The organism is Streptomyces sp. NPDC046870 (genome assembly GCF_040704595.1).
Classification (GTDB): domain Bacteria; phylum Actinomycetota; class Actinomycetes; order Streptomycetales; family Streptomycetaceae; genus Streptomyces; species Streptomyces argyrophylli.
The window spans coordinates 67768-86878 of the sequence record NZ_JBEYXM010000012.1 but is presented as its reverse complement, the minus strand read 5'-3'; the positions used below and the strand labels follow the sequence as shown (position 1 = coordinate 86878).

The window sequence follows — 19111 nt, the reverse complement described above, 5'->3', positions numbered from 1 at the left end:
TACGGGCCGGGGCGCCGGCGGAGCGCCCCGAGGGCGCCCCGCCCGGCCGGTCTCAGTCGCCCTTCGCCTGCTCCTGCGCCGTGGGGCTCGGGGTGATGGTGTCCCCGGCCTCACCCGAGGCGGACGGGTCCTCGTCGTGCGTCTCGGCCTCCTCGGCCTCCCGGAGCACCTCCTCCAGGGCCGTCTCCGGCCGGTCCTCGTGGTCGTCGTGGCCGTTCCCGCCAGGCATGCCGTCTCCTTCCGTCGTCGAGGTGATCTCCTTGGCGGGTTACCCGAGGGAGGCGTCCCAAGCGTCCCCCGGACGGGGCGAGGGGCCGCCGTCTCCCTGCTGACGGCGGCCCCTCGGGCCGGACTGCTGTCGCTTGTCGCTGTCACATGTGGACGACGGGTGCGGCGCCCGCGTCCTGCCGCGGCACACCGCGCCGGTAGCAGAGGAAGGCGATGACCGCGCCGGCACCGAAGAGGACCGCCGACCACCAGAAGGCGGTGGTGTAGCTCTCGATCGTGGCCTGCCCCCGCACGAGTTCGCTGGTGGCGTCCCGGCCGGCCAGGTAGTCGGTGGCCGCGCTCGCCGCGAGGGTGTTCAGCAGGGCCGTGCCGATCGAGCCGCCCACCTGCTGCATGGCGTTGACGGTCGCGGAGGCCACGCCCGCGTCCTCGGCGGCGACCCCGCCGGTGGCCAGCTGCATGGCGGTCGGCATGACGAGGCCGAGGCCCACGCCGATCACGATCAGCTGCGGGAGCACCGCGCCGAGGTAGTGGGAGCCGAGGCCGATGCCGGTCAGCCAGGCCATGCCGGCCGTGGCGACCGCGAAGCCCAGCGGGATGACGACCTTCGGGCCGGTCCGGGGCAGCAGGACCGTGGTGCCCAGCTGCGCGGTCACCATCAGCGCGCCGACCATCGGCAGGAACGCCACACCGGTCTTCGTGGGGCTGAAGCCGAGGTTGAGCTGGAGGTAGTAGGTCAGGAAGAGGAACACGCCGAACATGCCGCCGGCGGCGATCAGCACCGCGAGGAAGGAGGCCGCGCGGTCGCGGTCGAGCAGGATGCGCAGCGGCAGCAGCGGGTGCGCGGTCCGGGTCTGCCACCAGGCGAAGGCCGTCAGCAGCACGGCACCCGCGATCAGGAAGCCCCAGGTCAGCGGCGAGTCCCAGTCGTGGGTCTCGGCGTTGGAGAAGCCGTAGACCAGGGAGAACAGGCCGGCGGCGACCAGGACCGTGCCCGGGACGTCCAGCTTGGCGTTCGCCGCGTCACGGTGGTTGCCCAGCAGCAGCCAGCCGCCCGCGAAGGCGACGACCGCGATGGCCACGTTCACGTACAGCGTCCAGCGCCAGTCCAGCGCGTCGGTCAGCACACCGCCGAGCAGCAGACCGAACGCACCGCCCGCGCCGGCGATCGCGCCGTACACGCTGAACGCGCGCGCCCGCTCCCGGGCGTCGGTGAACGTGGTGTTGAGCAGCGAGAGCGCGGCGGGCGCGAGCAGCGCGCCGAAGACGCCCTGGAGCGCGCGGGCGACGACCAGCATGGTGAAACCGTTCGCGGCGCCGCCGAGCGCGGAGACCGCGGCGAAGCCGACGACGCCGACGAGGAAGGCGGTCTTGCGGCCGAACATGTCGGCGATCCGGCCGCCGAGCAGCAGCAGTGAGGCGAAGGCCAGGGCATAGGCGGTGACGATCCACTGCCGGTTGCCGTCGGAGAAGCCGAGGTCGCTCTGGGCGGACGGCAGGGCGATGTTCACGATCGTGGCGTCGAGCACCACCATCAGCTGGGCCGTCGCGATGACCGCGAGGATCCACCACCGCTTGGGCGAGGCCTCGGCGTGCTCCGGCGCCGCGGCTCCCGCGCGGGAGGTCTCGGCCAGGGTCTTCTCGGGCATGCGGAACCACTCCAGGGAAGTCGTTCGGGTACGGGACGGCAGAGGGGTACGAGAAGGCGAACAGCTCGTAAACGAAACTGTTTCGTACACCGAGAGCTTAGGTCACCCCGAGCGAAACGGCAACGTTTCTTTACGGCGGCCCACTTCGCCGTGCGCGGTGTTTCAGTGTGTGGCGCCCTGGATACACCGCGAAGGTTCGGCCCCGGAGTTCGCGAGCCCGTGCAACGCCGTCGCAGTGAGGTCGTCACCATGTCCCAAGCCCCGTCCCCCGCAGGACCGTCGAACGAGACCCGGCCGCTCCCGGCCCCGGCCGGAAGGGCCGAGACCACCCCGCGCCCCGGCCGGGGCGGTGCCGCCCTGGTGACGGGCGCCTCCTCGGGCATCGGCGCGGCCGTGGCCCGCCGGCTGGCCGCCGAGGGCGGCTGGCGGCTGGCCCTGAACGGACGCGACGTCACCCGACTGGAGCAGGTGGCCGCACAGGCCGGTGCGGTCGCGCTGCCCGCCGACCTGACCCGGCCCGGCGCCGACCGCCGGCTCGCCGGCCTCGCGCTGGACCACCTCGGACGGCTGGACCTGCTCGTCGCGGGCGCCGGCCTCGGCTGGGCCGGGGACTTCACCGGCATGCCGGCCGCGCGGATCGACGAGATCGTGGGGGTCGACCTGCTGGCCACCGTGCACCTGGTGCGGACCGTGCTGCCGCACATGGTCGCCGCCGGATCCGGACGCGTCGTGCTCATCGGATCCCTCGCCGGCAGCGTGGGCGTGCGCGGCGAGGCCGTCTACTCCGCCGCGAAGGCCGCGCTGGCGACCTTCGCCGACTGCCTGCGCTACGAACTCCGGGGCACCGGGGTGGGCGTCAGCCACGTCATCCCCGGCGTGGTCGCCACCCCCTTCTTCGACCGGCGGGGCACCCCGTACGCGCGGTCCTGGCCGAGGCCCGTGTCCGCCGAACGCGTGGCCGACGCGGTATGCGCCGCCGTCCTGCACGGCCGGGACGAGGTGTACGTCCCCGGCTGGCTGCGGCTGCCCGCCCGGGTGCGCGGCGCCGCGCCCGGACTCTACCGGCGGCTCGCCGCCCGCTTCGGGTGAGCGGCCATGATGGCGCTGACGGTCCTGCTCGCCCTGCTCGCGGCCCTGTCCAACGCGTCCGCGTCGGTGCTGCAGCGCCGGGCCGCCGTCCAGGAGGAGCCGGACCAGGACGGCGGGGCCGGGTCCGTGGTGCGCCGGTTCGCCCACCTGCTGCGCAAGCCCTCCTGGCTGGCGGGCGCCGGGCTGCTGGGGCTGTCCAGCCTGTTGCAGGCCGGGGCGCTGGCCGTGGGCAGCCTGTCCCTGGTCCAGCCCCTGCTCACCGCCGAACTGCTGTTCACGCTGGCCGTGGGCAGTGTCGTCTTCCGGCGCCGCCCGGAGGCCCGCACCTGGCTCGCGTTCGTCGCCCTCGCCGGCGGACTGGCCCTGTTCCTCCTCGCGGCGGCGCCCTCCGCCGGCCGGCCCACCGCGCGGCCGGGGGACTGGCTGCTGGGCGGCGGCGGGGCGCTCGGCGTCGTCGTCCTGCTGGTCCTGGTCGCGCGCCCGGCCCGGGGCGCGTCCCGGGCCGCGCTGCTCGGCCTCGCCTCCGCCGTGTCCTTCGCGACGACCGCGGCGCTGCTGAAGGAGGCCGTGGGACGACTCGCACAGGGGCCGGCGGAGATGTTCGGACACTGGTCGCTGTACGCCACGGGGGCCGCCGGACTCGTCGCCTTCCTGCTGCTCCAGGGCGCGCTCGGCGCCGGCTCGCTGACGGCCTCCCAGCCCGCCCTCACCCTCGGCGACGCGCTCACCAGCGTCGTGCTCGGCTGGGTGCTGTTCGGCGAATCGATCCACCTGGGCCTGAGCCTGCTGCCGGAGGCGATCGGCGTCGCCCTCATCGGCGCGGGCAGCATCGGCCTCGTCCACTCGCCGTCCGTCGGCGGGGAGTGGGACGCCACCGACCCGGAGGAGTCCCCCGGCTCCGCCACCGCTCTCCCGCGCACCCCCAGGAGGTAGGTCACCCATGTCCCTCGTGTCCGGCCGCGCCGTACGCACGGCCGCCGTGCTGCTGCCCGCCGCGGTCGCCGCGGCCCACATCGGCCCGGCGGCCACCTGGCTCCCGGGCGTACGGCTGCCGCTCTTCCCCGGGCTCGCCGGCACCGGTCCCGGCAGGCACATCGCGCTCACCTTCGACGACGGACCGGACCCGGCGTCGACCCCGCAGTTCCTCGAAGCGCTGGACGAGCTCGGGGCGCGGGCCACGTTCTTCGTCCTCGGCGAGCAGGCGGTCCGCCATCCCGCGCTGGTCCGGGAGACGGTACGGCGCGGGCACGAGCTCGGGGTGCACGGCTGGACCCACGACCGGCCCTGGTGGCCGGCGTTCGCCCGTGACGCCGAGGAGGTCGCCCGGACCGTCCGCGCGGTGCACGACCTCACCGGCCACCGGCCCCGGTGGTACCGCCCGCCGTACGGCATCCTGACCACGAGCCGCTGGCTGGCCGCCCGCCGGGCCGGACTGCGCACGGTGCTGTGGTCGGCATGGGGCAGGGACTGGACCGCCGACGCGACGGCCGCGTCGGTACGGGCCCGGGTCGCCGCGGACCTGCGCGGCGGCGGCACCGTCCTGCTCCACGACTCCGACCGCCACGCGGCCCCGGGCTGCTGGCACGCGACCCTGGCCGCGCTGCCGACGGTCGTCCGGGACTGCCGGGAGGCGGGGTGGACGGTGGGGCCGCTGCGTGACCACGGGGTGGTTCCGGTCCCGGTTCACGGCGGGGCGGTGGCGCCGGCCGAGCTGGTGGGGGAGTGACAGGGGGCTCACGTACTCGTCGCGAGGTCCGTCACGCGGTCCAGCGCGTCCGCCCGGAACACGGCCCGCCCACGGGCCACCCGGTCCGCGCGTTCCCGGGTGTGCTCCCCGAGCCGCCCGAGTGCCGCCAGCAGCGCGGGGGCGTCCGGGGCCAGTTCGGACAGGCCCAGCTCGGTCATGCGGCGCACGCCGTCGGCGCCGTGGCCGGGGAGCGGACGGTGGGCGATCACGGGCAGGCCCGCGGCGAGGGCCTGGACGGCGGTCTGGCCGGCGGCGTTGTCCACCAGGGCGTGACCCGCGGCCAGCAGGCCCGGCATGTCGTCGACCCAGCCCAGGACCAGCGCCGCCGGCTCCCGGGAGACCTGGGCGCGCAGCCGCTCGTTGCGGCCGCACAGCACCACCGGCAGATAGCCGGCCGCCGCCAGCAGCCGGGCGGTGGCGGCCGGGCGGGACGCCGCGCCCCAGGCACCGGCGGACAGCAGCACCGGGGGCCGGCCCGGCGCCCGCCGGGCGAACCGCTCCCGCCAGCGTGCCTCCCCGGCGGCCGGCGCGCGGAAGGCGGGCGCGACCACCGGGCCGGTCGTGACCACCGGCACGCTCAGGAACCGGCGTACGTCCGCCGCCGCCGCGTCCGTGAGGCACAGATAGCGGTCGTTGCCCGGATGCAGCCACTGCCGGTGCACCGCGAAGTCCAGCAGGAACACGGCGCTCGGCACCCGCAGCCCGCCCCGTTCCCGCAGATGCCCGGTCAGCTGCGCGGCCAGGTGGAAGACGGACACCACCACGTCGGCGCCCGTCCGGTCCACGAGTTCCGTCAGCCGGTCCCCGGCCAGCCGGGCGAGCGGGACCCCGCTGGGCCGCCGGCCGGGCCCGCCGCGCAGGAAAGCGCCGTAGACCCCGCCGTACAGCCAGGGCAGGTGCCGCACCGACGCCTGGTAGCCGCGGCGCAGCCCCGTACCCAGGCCGTACGGCAGCAGCGCCAGCACGTCGGCCACCCGGGCCTCGTGGCCCCGGCCGGCCGCCCGCCGCGCCAGCTCGGCGGCCACGGTGTCGTGACCGGCTCCCATGCTCGCGCTCAGGATCAGCATGCGCCGCCGGCCGTCCGGCGCGTCCTCGGTGGTAGGCACGGAGTCCGATTCTCCGCCGCCGCGCCGCGCAAACCGCGCCCGCCGGCCGTGTCGCCGGCCGGACGGTCACCCGTGCGCAGCAGCGCGCCGTGCCGGTGCCCCACCCTGCGGCTGCGAGTCGCGCGGCGCGTGCCAGGCTGGAGGAATCGGCACGGGAAAGCGTGTGGTGGGCGGCGAGCGGCGGGAGGAGCCGTGAGGCGGTTGCGGCGCGGCCTGCACCGCGCGTGGCGGTGGCTGCGGGTCCAGGCCTTGTTCGAGCACGGCCGGGAGCTTGAGCTGATGCACCGGGCCATGGGCTTCGCCACCCTGGCGCTGGTCACGCTCGCCCCGCTGCTGATCGTGGTCGCCGCGGCCGACCCGCTGGTACGGGGCGGCTTCGCCTCCTGGCTGACCGACGGCATGGGCCTGTCCGGCCGGTCCGCCCACGTCGTCACCGACGTCATCAGCCCCCCGCGCAAGGTCATCGGCACCACCAGCGTGTGGAGCGGCGTCCTGCTCGCGGTGTTCGGCATCTCCTTCGGCGGCAGCGTGCAGAACGCCTACGAGCGGATCTGGGGACTGGCCTCCGGGCCCTGGCACCGGGTGTGGCGGCAGGCGACCTGGCTGGTGGTGCTGACGGCGTACCTCTACCAGGAGGTCGCGACGAAGTCGACGCTGTACGGGACGCAGCGGATCGTGTTCTCCGCGCTGATCGGTGTGCTGTTCTTCTGGTGGGGGCAGCGTTTCCTGCTCGGCGGGCAGGTCCACTGGCGCTCACTGCTGCCCGGCGCGGTGGCCACGGTCGTCGGCCTGGCCGGCCTGCGCGCCTTCTCCTACCTCGTCTTCACCCCGCTCATCGTCACCAACGCCCTGAGCTACGGCCCCGTCGGCACCGTGCTCGTCGTCGAGTCCTGGCTCATCGGCGTCGGCTTCGTCATCTACGGCGGTGCCCTGTTCGGCCGCTGGTTCACCGAGCACCACTGGGTGCCGTCCCACCACGAGGACGAGCCGGCCCGCCGTGAGCCGGACGAACGGCTCTAGGCCCGCTGCCGGCGCACCAACTCGTGCAGCCGGCCCCCGGTGTCCGCGAGCAGTTCGGCCGGGGTGCCCTGCTGGACGACCTTGCCGTCCTCCATCACGATCACCCGGTCGGCGTCCATGACGGTCGACAACCGGTGGGCGATGACGATCCGGGTGGCGTTCAGCTTGCGGGTGCTGTCGATGACGACGCGCTGGGTGTCGTTGTCCAGGGCGCTGGTGGCCTCGTCGAAGAAGAGGATGCGCGGGCGCCTGATGAGCGCCTGGGCGATCATCAGGCGCTGCCGCTGGCCGCCGGAGATCGCTCCGCTGCCCGCGACGATCGTGTGCAGCCCCATCGGCATCCGCTGGATGTCCTCGGCCAGCCCCGCCAGCTCGGCCGCCGCCATCACCTCCTCGGGCGTGTACGGCTCGGTGCCGCAGATGACGTCCATGATCGAGCCGGTGAACGGCTGGGCGTGCTGGAGGACGACCCCGCACTGGCGGCGCACCGCGGACTGGTCGAGCGCCGCCAGGTCCTGCCCGTCGTACAGCACGCTGCCGGAGACCGGCCGGTCGAAGCCGATGAGCAGGCGCAGCAGCGTGGACTTGCCGCAGCCGCTCGGCCCGACGACCGCCACGAACTCGCCCGGCCGTACGGCGAAGGACACGTCGTCCAGCACGAGGGGGCCGTCGTCGGCGTAGCGGAAGGACAGCCGGCGGGCCTCCACCGCGCCGGACAGCGGGCCGGGGCGGGTGCTCGCCGTGCGCACCTCGGGCGTGGCCTCCAGCACCGGCTTGATCTCCTCGAACAGCGGCAGTGCCGCCACCGCCGACACGAACGCGCCGGTCAGCTGGGTGACCGAGGTCAGCACCATGGTCACCGACGTGCTGAAGGCGAGGAAGTCCGCCGCCGACATCGTGCCCCGGGCCGGGCCCGCCAGCAGCATGAACATCAGCAGCGTGCACACCGGCAGGTAGACCGCGCCGAGGACCGTGGAGAGGTTCTTGATCCGGCCGGCCTTCTGCTGGAGTTCCCGGCTGTGCGCGAACTGGCGCGCCCAGGCCGCGTAGGCGTAGTTCTCGGCCGCCGCCACCCGCAGCTTCGGCAGCCCGCGCAGGGTCTGGAACGCCTGGTTGTTCAGCTTGTTGCCGAGCACCACCAGGCGCCGCTGCCAGCGCACCTGCCAGAGCCCGAGCCCGCCGAACACCGCCGCGATGACGACGAGCATCCCGATCGCGGCCGTCGCCATCGCCGGGCTGTACCAGAACAGCAGGGCGAGGTTCATCGCGCCGACGGTCACCGACTGGGCGACGACCGGTCCGACGCCCGCCAGCAGCCGGCGGATCGTGCTGATGCCCATCGCGGCACTGGCCAGCTCACCCGTGGAGCGCCGGGTGAAGAAACGGGTGGGCAGCCGCAGCAGCCGGTCCCAGACGGCGGGTTGCAGCGCCGCCTCGATCCGGCCCTCCAGGCGCAGGATGGACAGGTTCTCCAGCAGCGTGAACGCCGCCCCGACCACCCCGCTCACCATGACCGCCAGGCACACCTGGACGATCAGGTCCTCCTGCGCCCTCGGCACGTACTCGCCGAGCACCTTGCCGGTGGCGATCGGCACCAGCGCGCCGATCGCCACCGTCACCAGCCCCGCGAGGAGCAGGTTCACCAGGTCGGCGCGGGTGCCGCGCAGACTGAACCGCAGCAGCCCGAGCGGCCCGAGCCGCTTGTCGGGCAGCGGCCGGTAGAACATCACCGCGCGCGGCTCGAACTCCTCCGCGTTCGCCTTCTCGACCGGTGTCTCGCGCCCCGTCCCGGGGTGCACGGCGACATAGCCGCCGCGCCGCCACAGCAGCGCGACCGGCGCCCCGGACAGCGCCCGGTGGCCGACGAGCGGGCCCACGTTCTCCCGCCACCAGCGCCCGTCCAGCCGGACGGCCCGCGTCCGCACCCGGGAGGCCAGCGCCACCCGCTCCACCGGGTCCAGCCGGTCGCCCCCCGTGCCGCTCTGCGCGGGCTCGGCGAGCCGGATGCCGGCCGCCTCGGCGACCAGCTTGCAGGCCGCGTACGTGGCGTCTGCGTCGGCGGCGGTCGTACGGCGCGAGGAGCGCTTGCCGATGGAGGCCAGCAGGGTCCGGTCGGCCTGGGCGCGCACGGCCTCACCGGCCTTGATCCCGGCGGCCGTCCGGGTCTCGTGGGTGCGCTCCAGCTGCTCGATCCACCGGTCGAGCGCGGTCAGCAGCCGGTACTGCTGGTCCACCATGCTCTGCCACAGCGCCGGGTCCACCAGCAGATCGGCGGCGGCCTCCGCGCCGTACAGCGAGCCGTACTGCACACTGCCCGGCGGGACCTGCATCCAGAACACGTCGTCGTCCGCGGGGGCCGCCGCCCGTTCCTCGGCCAGCGGGGCCTGGAAGAGGACGGACAGGCCGCGGCCGACACCGAGGGCGAGCGCGTACTCCAGCGGGCTCGACGTCGGCGGCACGTACTGCGGGTTGCCGTACTCGTCGTACGACCAGGTCTGGGTCTGCGCCGGCTGGTACAGCTCGCGCAGGTTGACGCGGTGCACCACGCAGTCCCGGACCGGCCGCGCCACCAGGGTGTGCTGGGGGCCGGCGACCGGGCCGAGCAGCAGCGTGCCCGCCTCCAGCCGGCCGAGGTGGTGCCAGTGGCCCTGCTGGGCGGCGTCCACCGCGTACAGGTCCAGGGCGCCGGCCGCGACCAGCCACAGCACCTGCGGACCCTCCAGGTCCAGGCGGCCCAGACCGGCGCAGTCGAACCGCGTGCCGAGCGAGCCGAGCGCGCCCAGGACGAGGTCGCCTTCGTGTACGGAGGTCATCTCACCGCTCCCTGACCAGCGCCGCGTACGCGCCGCCGCGCGCCACCAGCTCCCCGTGCCGTCCGCGCTCCACGACCGTGCCGTGCTGGAGGACGACGATCTCGTCGCTGTCGCGGACCGTGCTCAGCCGGTGCGCGATCACCACGCAGGCGCAGCCCCGCCGCCGCAGGTTGTCCATCACGACCTGCTCGGTCTCGGCGTCCAGCGCGCTGGTCACCTCGTCCAGCACGAGGATGCTCGGCCGGCGCACCAGCGCCCGCGCGATCTCCAGGCGCTGGCGCTGCCCGCCGGAGAAGTTCCGGCCGTCCTGCTCGACCCTGCTGTGGATGCCGCCGGGCCGGCGCATCACCACGTCGTACAGCGCGGCGTCCTTCAGCGCCTCCACCACGGCCTCGTCCGGGATCGACGGGTCCCACAGGGCCACGTTGTCGCGGACCGAGCCCTCGAACAGGAAGACGTCCTGGTCGACGAAGGAGACGGAGGCGGCGAGCGCGCCGCGCGGGATGTCCTCCAGCCGGCGGCCGTCGATGCGGATCACCCCGTCCCACGGCGTGTACAGCCCCGAGATCAGCCGGGAGACCGTGGACTTGCCGCTGCCCGAGCCGCCCACCAGCGCCACCTGCTGCCCGGGGCCGACGGTCAGGTCGAACCCGGTCAGCAGCGGCTGGTCCAGCGGGCTGTAGCCGAAGGCGACGTTCTCCAGCTCGACGTGCCCGTGCAGCCGCCGGGTCGAGTCGCCGTCGCCGGGGCGGGCGTAGAGCGGGTCGGCCTGGAAGTTCTCCACGTCCTTCAGCCGGGCCACGTCGGCCGCGAAGTCCTGGATGCGGCCCGCCACGCCGTTGAGCCGGGTCAGCGGCGCGGTGAAGCGGGTGACCAGCGCCTGGAAGGCGACCAGCAGACCGACCGAGATGTGCCCCTCGACCGCGCGCATCCCGCCGATCCACAGGATGAGCGCGCTGTTGAAGGTGGCGAGCGTCGGCGCGACCACGCCGAGCCAGGCGCTCGGCACACCGAGCCGCTGCTGCTCCTCCAGCGTGGTGGCGTGCTGCCCGGCCCACTTGCGGAAGTAGCCGTCCTCGCCGCCGGTCGCCTTCAGCGTCTCGATGAGCTGGAGGCCGGTGTACGACGTGTTGGTGAGCCGCGCGGTGTCGGCGCGCAGCTTCGCCGTCCGGGTCGCGCGCAGCCGTACGACGAGCCGCATGGCGACCACGTTCAGCAGGGCCACGCCGATGCCGACGAAGGTCAGCTGCGGGTCGTAGGTGTAGAGCAGGACCGCGTACAGGACGACCACGATCGCGTCGACGCCGGCCGCCGCGAGGTCGCGGGCCAGGGTCTCGGCGACCTGGTCGTTGGACTGCAGGCGCTGCACCAGGTCGGCGGGGGAGCGCTGGGCGAAGAACGTCACCGGCAGCCGCAGCAGATGGCGCAGGAAGCGGGCGCTGGAGAGGGTGGAGGAGATGATCCGGCCGTGCAGCAGGTTGGCCTGCTGGAGCCAGGTCAGCACCAGTGTGAGCAGCACACACGCGGCCATCGAGGCGAACAGGACGCCCAGCAGCGAGGTCTGGCCGCCGATGAGGAACATGTCGATGTAGGTACGGCTGAGCGCGGGCACGGCCGCGCCGACCGCCACCAGCAGCAGGCTGGCCAGCACGGCGGCGGGCAGGGTACCGGCGGTGCCGCGCAGCCGGGCCGGCATCGCGCCGAGCACACCGGGTTTGCGCCCGCCCCTGGTGAAGCCCTCGCCGGGTTCCAGCACCAGCACGACACCGGTGAAGCTGCCGTCGAACTCCTCCATGGGCACGAAACGGCGGCCCTTGGCGGGGTCGTTGACGTAGACCCCGCGCCGGCCGAAGCGGCGGCCCATGCCGTCGTAGACGACGTAGTGGTTGAACTCCCAGAAGAGGATGGCCGGGGCCCGCACCTCGGCGAGGGCGGCCAGGTCCATCTGCATGCCCTTGGCCGTCAGGCCGTAACCGCGGGCCGCCTTCAGCAGGTTGGAGGCGCGGGAGCCGTCGCGGGAGACACCGCAGGCGATGCGCAGCTCCTCCAGCGGGACGTGCCGGCCGTAGTGGCCGAGCACCATCGCGAGGGAGGCGGCGCCGCACTCGACGGCCTCCATCTGGAGCACGGTGGGTGTACGGACCGTGCCGGTGCGGGACTTGGGAACCGGCCGCTTGGCGGGGGCCGCGCGTCTGCGGCCTCGGGTCTCCTGGGCGGTGGTCACGGGAGCAGCCAATCGACGGGATGCTGGTCGGCGAGCCGGACGGAGCCGGTGGCGAGTGTCATGGAGTCGAGCCGGAACGGCGGTCCGTCCGTGGAGGACCAGCGGTAACCGCTCCTGGTCGACGAGGACGCGGCGAGTTGCACCAGGACGGCCACCGGGCGGCCCTTGCGGGTGAACTGCTCGCCGAGCTGGCTGTCGCCGAGGAACGCGGAGATCGACTGGGCGGACTGCGCCGTGCGGTCCACCGACTTCACCTCGCCGCGCAGCACGCCGTACCGCTGCGTCGGAACGGCGGACACGGTCAGGTCGACCGGGGCGTGCGCCGGGATGGCGGCGGCGTTCTCGGCCGGCACGTACACGGTCGCGTACAGCGGGTCGGAGGCGTGGGCGACCTTCTCGACCGCGGCGACGTCGGTGCCGGTCCGGACGATCTGGCCGAGGGTGGCGGCGAGCGTGGTGACGCGTCCGGCGGCGACCGTCCGCACCACGGTCTCGCCGCCCGCCGTGCGCACCTTGAGCAGGGGCGCGTTCGCGGGCAGCCGCTGGCCCTGCCGGGCGAGGACGGCCGTCACCTGTCCGGCCACCGGGCTCTGCAGCACGTAGCTGCCCTGCGCGTGGGTGAGGACGGCGGGCGCGCTCACGGTGGAGGCGACCGAGCCGGTCACCGCCCAGACGGAGGCGGCGGCCATGACGACGACGGTGACCCCGAGCGCGAGCCAGCCCTGCGGGCGGGCCAGCCGCACCGGGAGGTCCAGCTCCTCCGGTGACTGGAGCTTGGCGAGGGCCTGTTGGCGGAACTGCACGGGACTTCCCTCACCTGTGGGAGAGACGCGGGTGTTTCAGGGCACCGATGAGCCCCGGAGCCGTGGGACGGCTCCGGGACGTCGGTCACACCGGGGGTGCGATCAGAGACCGGCGACCAGGCCGTTGACCGGGGCGACGTTCAGGCCGGAGACGCCCTCGACGGTGCCGACGACCGTGTTGACCAGGCCGGTGACGCCCGGGGCCACCGCGTTCACGGTGCCCAGGGTGCTGTTGAGGGTGTTGACGGACAGACCGCCGGAGACGTTGTCCAGCTCGGCGTCCGAGATCTCGACGGTCTGGACCTGGGGGGTGGAGTTCATGATGGAACTTCCCTTCATATGGATATCTCACAAGGGGGGAGCGGCCCCCTCTGGGGACAGACGGACGGCCGCGGCCGCGGGCGCCGGGCACCCGTCTCCGGGGGCCCGCCGGACCCCCGCGGTGCGATGGATCAAAGCACGCACGCGGGGCGCGCTTCCAATCAACCAGGGCTCCCACCTGGGGATTTGACGCGCGAGAGGGGTCCAACCGTGCAGGTGTGCGCACGGCATGTCGGCGACTCCTTCACATGCCGCACGGCATCGCCGCGCCGGGCACCTTGCCCCTCGGATCGCGAATCCGGCACTCCTCGCCAAAGACGTGCCGGGGGGCGCGCGGATGTGCAGATCTCCGTACGGCCGTGACGCGCCTGGGTATTGGATGTGCAGATTCCCTGAAGGGTGGATTCCGCTTCGTGTTCGCAGCTGAACGTGTCCGATCGGTTGCCGAGCGTATCGGCGCGGAATTGCGTCAGCCGACGGTACGCGAGCCGACGGCACGTCAGCCGACGGGACGTCAGCCGACGTGGCGTCAGCCGAGAATCGCGTAGACCGTGCTCGCCCGCGCCGCCAGCGCGCCCGAGGCGGCGTCGCTCAACGTGACGTCCGCGAACGCCATCCGACGGCCCAGTTTGGTGAGCACCGCCTCGATCAGGACGTCCGCGCCGCTCACCGCCCGCTGGAACGAGGTCGACTGCTGCACCGTCGTCATCGGCACGAACCCGCCCCGGGCCGCCGAGACCGCGATCACCGTCGCCGTGTCGGCCGCCGCCATCAGCGCCTGTCCGGACAGCCCGCCGCCCTCCCGCGCCAGCCGGTCCGACCAGGGCAGACGCAGCACGGCCCGGTCCTCGCCCAGCGCTTCGACGGCCAGGCCCAGATCGAGCACCCAGGGGGCGAAGCGGGCGGAGAGGATCTTGTCGGCTTCGGCAGTGGTCATCGTCATAGGGGGGATGGTTCCCGGCCGGCCGTCCCGGCACGCGGAGCATGGCCGGTTCCCCACGCCGGTGCGGCCGCGCGGAAGCGGAATTGAACACACCACGCGGCCGGTGCGTACGTACGGCCATCCAGGCGCCCCGGTACGAACCCGATACGCACTGCCCGTCAGCGGCAGACCCCGTGGAGGTCGAGAAGTTGAGTCACAAGCGAATGCCCAAGCGCAAGGCCGCGATAGCGGTGGGCGGTGTCGCGGCGCTCGGGGCGGCGGCCCTCCTGCTGCCCAACGCCAACGCCTCCCAGGACCAGGACAACGCGACCGCGGGCGGTACGGCGGACGTGAGGACCCTGAAGGCCACGGACGCCTCGGACCTCGCCGGGCGGCTCCAGAAGATCCTCGGCGACGCCTTCGCCGGGTCCTACTACGACAGCGGCAAGCAGCAGCTCGTCGTCAACGTCGTCAGCGGCGACGACAACGTCATCGTGCAGGCGAAGAAGGCCGGAGCGGTGGTCCGCCAGGTCGACAACAGCGCCGCCGAACTCCAGGCCGCCGCACGGACGCTGAAGGCCAGGGCGACCATCCCCGGCACCTCCTGGGCCGTCGACCCGCGCACCGACAAGATCCAGGTCACCGCCGACTCCACCGTGACCGGCGCCGACTGGAACAGGCTCCAGTCGGCGGTGCGCGGCCTCGGGACCGGCATGGCGACCCTCAAGAAGTCCTCCGGCACCTTCAAGACCTTCGTCTCCGGCGGCGACGCCATCTTCTCCCAGGTGCAGGGCGGCAGCGTCCGCTGCTCCCTCGGCTTCAACGTCACCGCCTCCGACGGCAGCCCCGCCTTCCTGACGGCCGGTCACTGCGGGGTCGCCGCCAAGCAGTGGTCCGACTCCGAGACCGGGCAGCCCATCGCCACCGTCGACCAGGCCACCTTCCCCGGCGAGGGCGACTTCTCCCTCGTCAAGTACGACGACCCCAACACCCAGGCGCCCAGCGAGGTCGACGCCGGCAACGGCCGGACCGTCCAGATCAAGCAGGCCGCCGACGCCACCGTCGGCGAGACCGTGTTCCGGATGGGCTCCACCACCGGGCTGCACGACGGCCAGGTCACCGGCCTCGACGCCACCGTCAACTTCCAGAGCGAGACCGACCCGAACGGCGTCGACACGGTCACCGGCCTCATCCAGACCGACGTCTGCGCCGAGCCCGGCGACAGCGGCGGCTCCCTGTTCACCCAGGACGGCAGCGCCCTCGGCCTCACCTCCGGTGGCAGCGGCGACTGCACCAGCGGCGGCGAGACCTTCTTCCAGCCGGTCACCACCGCCCTGCAGGCCACGGGCGCGACGCTCGGCGACGGCGGCGGTGGCGGCAACGGGGCGGGCGACCAGGCCGGTGCCGGTGACCAGGCGGGCGCGGGTGACCCGTCCGGTGCGGGCGACCCGTCCGGTGCGGGCGACCCGTCCGGTGCGGGTGAGCCGGCAGGTGCCGGTCACCAGGCCGGTGCCGGCGGTGACCGGATCGGGGGCGGCGCCGATCCGTCCGGTGCCGGCGCGGCGGACGACGGGTCGTCGTCCTCCACCGGCTCCCACTGACCGGCCGCGCTCGCGCTGACCGGTCCTCCCACTGGCCGGCCCGGCCCTCCGGCGGGAGGGCCGGGCCGGCCGCGCGTCACCCGTCGTCGCGTGCGCGCAGCAGCAGCACCGCCACGTCGTCCACCCGCCCCCGGGCCCCCGCACTGTGCCGGACCACCTCGTCCGCCAGGCTCTCCAGCGGCTGGTCTCCGATCTCCGCGAGCAGCCCGCCGAGGTCGACCAGCGCGTCCTCGATGTCGATGCCCGGGGACTCCACCAGGCCGTCGGTGTACAGGACGAGCACCGAGCCGGGGACCAGGGCGACCTCGGTCGTCGGATACCGGGCCGAGGCGTCGATCCCGAGGAGCGGGCCCCCGGCCAGGTCCAGCACCCGCACCCGTCCGTCCGGCCGGCGCAGCAGCGGCGGCGGATGACCCGCCCGCGCCATGACGGCCCGCCCGCGCGCCGGGTCAAGCCGCAGATACAGACAGCTGGCGAACAGTTCGGAACCGAGGTCGATGAGCAGCCGGTTGGTGCTGCTCATCACCTCGTGCGGGGCCTGCCCCACCGTGGTGTACGCGCGGACCCCGGTGCGGATCTGGCCCATCAGGCCGGCCGCGGTCACGTTGTGCCCCTGGACGTCCCCGATCACCGCCGCCGCCAGCGGCCGGCTCGGCACCAGGTCGTAGAAGTCGCCGCCGATCTCCATGCCGTGGGTGGCGGGCAGATAGCGGGCCGCGGCCTCGATGCCGGGCGGGGGCGTCAGCGAGTGCGGCAGCAGCGCCTGTTGCAGGCCGTGCGCGAGGCGGTGTTTGGCGTCGTAGAGCAGGGCCCGCTCCAGGGCCTGTGCGATCAGCCCGCCGAGCGAGGCCAGCACCGCCCGCTCGTCGGCGGGGAAGACGTGCGGCTCGGCGTAGGCCAGCACACAGGTGCCGACCGGCCGCCCGGACGCGATCAGCGGCAGGTACGCCCAGGCCGCGAAGCCGTCGGGAGTGTGGTGCCGGCTCGGATACAGCCGCTCCAACTGCTCCTTGGAGTCGAAGAAGGCGGGCACCCCGTTGCTCAGGACGTGCGTGCCCGGGGTGCGCTCGGACAGCGGCAGCCCGTCGAACCGCTCGACGACGTGCGGGTCCGGATAGCCCCGGTGCCCCAGGACGTGCAGCCGCCCGCCCTGCGCCCGCAGTACCGCCAGGGCCTGACTGCCGACGGCCGGGACCACCTCGTTCCAGACCAGCTGCACCACGTCCCGCACCCCGACCGCCTCGGTCAGCGCGCCCGCCAGGCTCAGCAGCTGGGAGATCGTCACGAGCCGGTACGGGCCCGGGCCGGTCTGCGGGGCCGCGCCCGTCATCTCCGCCACCGCCCGGGCGCGGGTGACGCGCACGCTCAGCCCGGTCGTGCTCGGATACATCCGGAACGACAGCCACTCACCGGGCGGGCGCAGCGCCACGAACGACGTCACCTGCTGGCTCACCAGCGCCGCCCGGTAACGGTCCTCGTACATCGGGTCGTTGAGCCAGGGCACCGACGCCCAGGGCACCGTGCCCAGCAGTTCCGCGGCGGGCCGGCCGAGCAGTTCGGCGGCGGCCGCGTTCAGGAAGCCGATACGGCCGCGCAGATCCAGCGAGATCAGTCCGTACGGCAGCCGGGACACCATCCGCGCGGCCTCGACCGAGCCCAGCGTTTCCGCCACGAACGACGCCGGCGCCGCGAGCACGTCCGGCTCGTTCCCGAGCGGGCGGTCCTGCCGCGCGGCCCGTTCCAGCCGCAGCGCCAGCCGTGCGCAGGCCGCCGTCAGATGCTCCCGCTCCCGGTCCGACAGCTCCGCGCGCGTGCCCGGCCAGGTCACGAACACCGCGCCGTACACTGTGCGCTCCGTCGCCACGGGCGCGGCGGCCAGCGCGAAGGGGTACGGCAGCACCACCGAGATCCTCGGGTAGCGGCGGGCCATCTCCGCCTCGCCGCCCACCCACACGAGCCGTCTCTCCCGCGCCGCGTCCGCGACCGGGATCGGCGCGCTCAGGCCGACCCGCTCCCACGGTGCCGCGAAGGCGCGGGGCATGCCCGCCATGACCGCCATCTCCAGGACCGGCTCGTCGGGCCTGAGCAGGTAGACCGCGCCGGAGTGCGCCTGCACCTCCTCCAGCAGGGTGGCCAGCTCCAGCGACAGCACCGGCTGCCGGGCCGGCGCGGTGCCGGCCGCCGGTGCCCGTCCCGGCTCCGGCCCGTCGGACACGCCGACCACCTCCTCGTACGGCCGCGCGTCGCATCCCGGCCACAAGACTCCCTCGCGGCGGCGCCCCGCGCACGGTGAACGCGCACCGGGCTCCGTTCGCGCCCGCGCGTGCCGGATGGCTCCGAATACCCCGCCCGGCCGTCTCCATGCGCCGGCGCGGAAGGGGAGGCGTGCCGCGGGAGAGGGGACGGGCGTGCCGCGGACGAGACCACGGCGGACGAGCGCGCCGTTGCGAGGGACCGGCCGGCCTCCCGGGGCGGCGCCCGGCGGTGGGCGGGAAGCACGGGTGGTGTTCGGGCTTCTTGTGTGCGCCCCCGCCGCGCCCGTATGGCCGAAAACATGCGTATCGGCGCCGGTTCTCGGCCCTGCGCGGCGTCCGAGCGGTCGAGTGCGGAGCGGCGGGACGGGTGACCGCCGGGCGTGTCGGCGGTGGGCCGGTGCGGCGCGCCGCGCGTGTCGTCGCCGTCGCCCGGCGGGGGCCGAGGTCTCCGCTGGCCGAATCATCACGCCTGATCAGGGGCAGTTCGGCCACCGGGTGTCACAGCGGGGCGGCACACCGGCCCGTGGACAGGCGCGCCCCGCACGACGTGGCGTCCGGCGATCGATGACAGATTTTCTGCGCGTGCTCGGTTTGCGGACGAGACACCGGGGCACACGCGGGTGCGACGATCCGGCCGGGGGTCTCGTGTGCGCACAGGCCCGGCGCAGTGGCCGGGCAGTGACGCAAAAGCACCGCCAGAGTACTCTCCGTTCAACTTCAGGGGGTTGCTTGTGTGTGACGCGCCGTGAAGACTGTGGCCGAGTTCCATCGAAACGAAGGTGTCTCGGGGTACGCATCATGCCAATCGTGGGGCGGCACGCGCTGCGACTGCGTATTCTCACACCTCATCAGCCGGGAGGGTCCCGCGTGAGCCGTGCGCGGGAGCTATCGCCGAGGGGGATCTGTTATGTCGGATCGGCGCGCCGCACGACAGCGCTCGCTACGGGGCCGTGGCCGGCCGCGCAGCGGCCACGTCCTACGCCGGATGTGCTGAGGACGCGCCACGTGTCCGGGGGCCGCGCCGCACGGGCGGAGACCTCGTCGCCTGTGCCGGGGCTCCCTCGCACGGGCTGAGGCCCGCTCACCGATCGCGGGGGCCGAGTCCCGCCACACGGGGCGGGACCTCGTCGCGGAGCGGAGGCTCCCCGGCCCACCCGGACACCAGTCCGACGGCGGCCGACGCCGCCGCACCCCAGGGGGACACGGGGGTCACGTTCTTCCCGTCTTCCCGTCCGGATGTCCCGGCAGCGGGGGCGCAGCCGTGCCCGGAACCCGCCTGGCCTCCCGGCCGGCGGCGGTCCACGGCCCTCCCCGCCGCACGACTCCTCCATGC

14 protein-coding genes are annotated in these 19111 nt (G+C 74.2%); 5 read left to right on the top strand and 9 right to left on the bottom strand.

Translation table 11 applies throughout. The features are described from left to right. Positions 1–52 precede the first annotated feature (52 nt). Together AB0946_RS24625 and AB0946_RS24620 are read right to left on the bottom strand one after the other, a co-directional pair. Positions 53–229: a hypothetical protein gene (locus tag AB0946_RS24625; protein WP_366762816.1), complete on the bottom strand. Its 177-nt coding sequence runs from the start codon at positions 227–229 to the stop codon at positions 53–55. A gap of 142 nt (positions 230–371) precedes the next feature. After that, on the bottom strand, positions 372–1877 hold the full coding sequence (locus tag AB0946_RS24620) for an MFS transporter (RefSeq protein WP_366762814.1): 1506 nt from the start codon (positions 1875–1877) through the stop codon (positions 372–374). A gap of 249 nt (positions 1878–2126) precedes the next feature. Between AB0946_RS24620 and AB0946_RS24615 the strand changes: the two genes are divergently transcribed. From AB0946_RS24615 to AB0946_RS24605, 3 genes are read left to right on the top strand one after another with little or no spacing between them, the layout of a single operon-like run. After that, positions 2127–2966 (top strand): SDR family NAD(P)-dependent oxidoreductase, encoded by an 840-nt coding sequence (locus AB0946_RS24615; RefSeq protein WP_366762813.1) that lies wholly within the window; start codon positions 2127–2129, stop codon positions 2964–2966. A gap of 6 nt (positions 2967–2972) precedes the next feature. After that, complete coding sequence (locus AB0946_RS24610; RefSeq protein ID WP_366762812.1) at positions 2973–3899, top strand: DMT family transporter; 927 nt, start codon at positions 2973–2975, stop codon at positions 3897–3899. Between the two features lie 7 nt (positions 3900–3906). Then, positions 3907–4692, top strand: a complete 786-nt coding sequence (locus AB0946_RS24605; RefSeq protein WP_366762811.1) for a polysaccharide deacetylase family protein — start codon at positions 3907–3909, stop codon at positions 4690–4692. An 8-nt stretch (positions 4693–4700) separates the two neighbouring features. Here AB0946_RS24605 and AB0946_RS24600 read toward each other — a convergent pair whose 3' ends face one another. Next, complete coding sequence (locus tag AB0946_RS24600) at positions 4701–5819, bottom strand: galactosyldiacylglycerol synthase (RefSeq protein WP_366762810.1); 1119 nt, start codon at positions 5817–5819, stop codon at positions 4701–4703. A gap of 201 nt (positions 5820–6020) precedes the next feature. On the opposite strand from AB0946_RS24600, the gene AB0946_RS24595 reads away from it, so the two are divergent. After that, entirely contained in the window at positions 6021–6839 is an 819-nt protein-coding gene (locus tag AB0946_RS24595; protein WP_366762952.1) for a ribonuclease BN, read from the top strand. Here the strand turns inward: AB0946_RS24595 and AB0946_RS24590 are convergent. The 5 genes from AB0946_RS24590 to AB0946_RS24570 all read right to left on the bottom strand — a co-directional run bounded on the left by AB0946_RS24590 (position 6836) and on the right by AB0946_RS24570 (position 13943). Then, positions 6836–9652, bottom strand: a complete 2817-nt coding sequence (locus AB0946_RS24590; RefSeq protein ID WP_366762809.1) for an NHLP bacteriocin export ABC transporter permease/ATPase subunit — start codon at positions 9650–9652, stop codon at positions 6836–6838. The genes AB0946_RS24595 and AB0946_RS24590 overlap by 4 nt on opposite strands. A gap of 1 nt (position 9653) precedes the next feature. After that, positions 9654–11876 (bottom strand): NHLP family bacteriocin export ABC transporter peptidase/permease/ATPase subunit, encoded by a 2223-nt coding sequence (locus tag AB0946_RS24585; RefSeq protein ID WP_366762808.1) that lies wholly within the window; start codon positions 11874–11876, stop codon positions 9654–9656. Further along, positions 11873–12679: an HlyD family efflux transporter periplasmic adaptor subunit gene (locus tag AB0946_RS24580; RefSeq protein WP_366762807.1), complete on the bottom strand. Its 807-nt coding sequence runs from the start codon at positions 12677–12679 to the stop codon at positions 11873–11875. Before AB0946_RS24580 ends, AB0946_RS24585 begins: the two co-directional genes overlap by 4 nt. Positions 12680–12781: 102 nt before the next feature. After that, a complete protein-coding gene (locus AB0946_RS24575; protein ID WP_366762806.1) occupies positions 12782–13000 on the bottom strand; it encodes a type A2 lantipeptide in 219 nt (72 codons plus the stop codon). A 529-nt stretch (positions 13001–13529) separates the two neighbouring features. Next, positions 13530–13943, bottom strand: a complete 414-nt coding sequence (locus tag AB0946_RS24570; RefSeq protein ID WP_366762805.1) for a PaaI family thioesterase — start codon at positions 13941–13943, stop codon at positions 13530–13532. 188 nt (positions 13944–14131) lie between these two features. Between AB0946_RS24570 and AB0946_RS24565 the strand changes: the two genes are divergently transcribed. After that, entirely contained in the window at positions 14132–15523 is a 1392-nt protein-coding gene (locus tag AB0946_RS24565) for a S1 family peptidase (protein ID WP_366762804.1), read from the top strand. Between the two features lie 76 nt (positions 15524–15599). Here the strand turns inward: AB0946_RS24565 and AB0946_RS24560 are convergent, their stop codons facing one another. Next, a complete protein-coding gene (locus AB0946_RS24560) occupies positions 15600–17738 on the bottom strand; it encodes a SpoIIE family protein phosphatase (protein ID WP_366762803.1) in 2139 nt (712 codons plus the stop codon). Between the last annotated feature and the right edge of the window lie 1373 nt (positions 17739–19111).

Coding starts and splice junctions, on each gene's coding strand:
- AB0946_RS24615 (WP_366762813.1), top strand. CDS start 2,127: ATGTCCCAAGCCCCGTCCCCCGCAGGACCGTCGAACGAGACCCGGCCG.
- AB0946_RS24575 (WP_366762806.1), bottom strand. CDS start 13,000: ATGAACTCCACCCCCCAGGTCCAGACCGTCGAGATCTCGGACGCCGAG.
- AB0946_RS24605 (WP_366762811.1), top strand. CDS start 3,907: ATGTCCCTCGTGTCCGGCCGCGCCGTACGCACGGCCGCCGTGCTGCTG.
- AB0946_RS24610 (WP_366762812.1), top strand. CDS start 2,973: ATGATGGCGCTGACGGTCCTGCTCGCCCTGCTCGCGGCCCTGTCCAAC.
- AB0946_RS24625 (WP_366762816.1), bottom strand. CDS start 229: ATGCCTGGCGGGAACGGCCACGACGACCACGAGGACCGGCCGGAGACG.
- AB0946_RS24570 (WP_366762805.1), bottom strand. CDS start 13,943: ATGACGATGACCACTGCCGAAGCCGACAAGATCCTCTCCGCCCGCTTC.
- AB0946_RS24590 (WP_366762809.1), bottom strand. CDS start 9,652: ATGACCTCCGTACACGAAGGCGACCTCGTCCTGGGCGCGCTCGGCTCG.
- AB0946_RS24620 (WP_366762814.1), bottom strand. CDS start 1,877: ATGCCCGAGAAGACCCTGGCCGAGACCTCCCGCGCGGGAGCCGCGGCG.